Annotated in this window: 2 protein-coding genes; one reads left to right on the top strand and one right to left on the bottom strand. The window is 66.3% G+C overall.

The features are described from left to right. A partial coding sequence (locus tag MUO23_02940; protein MCJ7511911.1) for an efflux RND transporter periplasmic adaptor subunit occupies nucleotides 1-1,074 on the bottom strand: 1,074 nt, incomplete at its 3' end. 481 nt (nucleotides 1,075-1,555) lie between these two features. Between MUO23_02940 and MUO23_02935 the strand changes: the two genes are divergently transcribed. Next, on the top strand, nucleotides 1,556-2,812 hold a 1,257-nt coding region (locus MUO23_02935), incomplete at its 3' end, for an NAD(P)-dependent oxidoreductase (GenBank protein ID MCJ7511910.1).

Genomic DNA, 2,812 nt, shown 5'->3' with positions numbered 1-2,812 from the left:
GATCGACTCGCCGATCAGGCCGATCTCCGTGACCTCTCCGCCATAGGTGTTCTCTGGAATCCCGTCAAAGACCACCGTCACCGGTTGGCCTACCGCGACCCGGTTGATGTCGATCTCGGACAGGCTGATGTCCACCAGCATCTCGCTCAGGTCGGCCAGGCCGAAGCCCGGCAACCCGGGCGAGACCTGATCGCCGGGTTTGACTTCGACCGAGGTCACCTGCCCGGCGAACGGCGCCGCGATCTGAGCCATCTCTGCTGTCGATTGCGCCGCGGCCACGCGCGCCTTGGCGGCCACGATATCGGCGGCATCTGGTCCATCCTTCAGGCGGTCCCACTCGCGCTCGGTGTCCCCCAAGCGCGCCTGGGCCTGCGCCACTTCGGCGTCGAGCAGCGCCTGGTCAATCGGCGAGGGGCGGCCGGTGTACCAGTTCAGGGCACGCTTCGTAGAATCCAAATGCTGCTGCGCCTGCGCCACCATTTCGAGTGCGGCCGCCTTGTTGGAGTCCTCCCACGGGTCGCCACCCACACGGCCGTAGGCCGAATTCGCGTCCTCCAGTGACTGCTCGGCAAGCACCAACCTCGCCCGCGCCAGATCCAGCGTGGCGGCGCTGGCACGGTAGCCTTCCTGGCGCACGCGCCATTTGTACTCGGCGTCCTTGAGGGCATCCTGCGCCTGCGCCAACGCCAGCTGGGCTTCGGCCTGTGGCGATCCCGACTGCAGCAGGTGGTCCAACGCGCGCTGGGCGTCGACCAACTCCGCCTGGGCGGCGATCACCGATGCCGGGACCGAAGTCTGACGCAGCCTAGCCAGCACTTGGTCGACGTCAACCCGTTCGCCGACCTGCACGATCACCTCTTCGACCGTGCCGCTGGTCTCAAACTGCAGGCTGGCTGCTTGATTCGGACGGACGGTTCCCGTGGCACCCACGACGGCCGTCAGATTTCCCCGCTCGGCCGGCTGAGTCTGCAGATCCTCAGCCTTCGGCGGACGCGCCGTGCACGCCTGAGCCACGATCCCAACCACCAGCAAAGCCGCCGTGCACAGGATGATCGTCCTTGGCCTGTTCCTCATTCCATTTTCCTTTTCCGCCCATTCCTTGCCAGTCTATTGTCCAGCGATGAAGTACCTGTGAAGCTGCAGGGGTTGGGCGTTCGCCCGATCCGAATCCGCCAATCCCCCGTTCCTGCTCACCCGGCCCCAGCTGACAAGCCCGGCTCGACCGCGCAGGGCGATCCCGGCGTGCGCCGCCGGTCACGACCGGTGGCTTGGGCGTCAGCTGGTCGGCAAACGGGAAGAATACCATGTCCTCCGGGCGAAATTCGTTAAGCCCAGATGACCTGGTCGGTCGCGCAGGCCGGCCCATGGCGCCTTGCAGCGGGTGCCGGCAGCCTCTCTCAAACCCTCTTCCGGGGGGCGGACCGCTGCGGGGGATCCCCGCAGAAGGGTTTCTGGCGGGATAGGATGACCTTCTGCCGGCCGTGTGACATCTTGGACTGATACAGTCCTACTTCGATGCATATCATCTGTACAAGCAGTCCGCGGAGGGGCGGTTATGCAGGCAATTCTGGGTGAGAACCTTGTTATTGACCGTAAGGCGCGTATGCGCATCCCCCTGGTGGATGTGGTTGCCAGGCCGCCCGAGGAGCGGGTTGCCGATTTCCAGGCAACCTACCTTCCGCTGACTGAAGAACAGGCACGCCAGGCAGCCGAACGCTGCATCCATTGCCCGGACCCGGCGCCGTGCTACCAGGCATGCCCGGTCCATAATGACATCCCATCGGCCATGTGGCTGATCGAGCGAGGCGAGTTCTTGGCGGCGGCGGAGGTGTATCGAAGCACCAGCTCCCTACCCGAAGTCTGCGGCCTGGTCTGCCCCCACGAGGCCCTGTGCCAGGGCTCGTGTGTGCGCAGCAAGCGTGAGGAGCCGGTCTTGACCGGCGCGCTGGAGGCCTTCGTCACCGCCTACCAGCGGGCCAACGGCGGGGTCAAGGTCCCGGTGGGGGCGCCGACGGGGAAGAAGGTTGCCTGCATTGGCGCTGGCCCTTCCAGTCTGGCGTGCGCTGAGCTCCTGCGGCGCGAGGGCCACGCCGTCACGATCTTCGAGGCCCTGCCCCACGCGGGCGGTTTGCTGATCTACGGCATTCCGAACTTCAAGCTCCCGAAGGAAATCGTGATGGCCCGCCTGGAGGACTACCGCAACGCAGGCGTCGAGTTCGTCACGGGTGTCCGGATTGGAAAGGACAAGACGGTTGACGACCTGCTGGCCGGAGGCTATGACGCCGTGTACGTCGGCATCGGAACCGGCGTGGATGCGACCCTCGACGCCCCCGGCGCCGACCTGCCGGGCGTGTACCTGGCAACCGACTTCCTGATCCGGACCAACGTCGATCCCGCCCTGCTGCCGGAGGAGAAGAAGGAGATGCCGTCGATCGGCCGGCGGGTGGTGGTGATCGGCGGCGGGGACACGGCTTCCGACTGCCTGCGTACCGCCCTGCGAATGGGCGCCGAACAGGTTACCTGCCTGTACCGGCGGACCGAGGCCGAGATGCCCGGTGGGAAGAAAGACCGCGAGTTGGCCAAGGAGGAAGGCGCCAAGTACCGCTTCCTGACCCAGCCGGTTCGCTTCATCGCCGGACCGGATGGACGGCTGAGCGCAGCCGAGTGTTTGCAGTGCGAGCTCGGCGAACCGGACTCCAGCGGCCGGCGCCGCCCGATCCCCATCGAGGGATCGAACTTCACCGTCTCTGCCGACACGGCCATCCTGGCCCTGGGCTACTGGCCGGATCCGGCTGTGGGAAAGACGACCCCG

Source organism: Anaerolineales bacterium, assembly GCA_022866145.1.
In the GTDB taxonomy this organism is placed as follows: Bacteria; Chloroflexota; Anaerolineae; order Anaerolineales; family E44-bin32; genus PFL42.
This window is presented reverse-complemented; position numbering and strand designations above follow the sequence as displayed.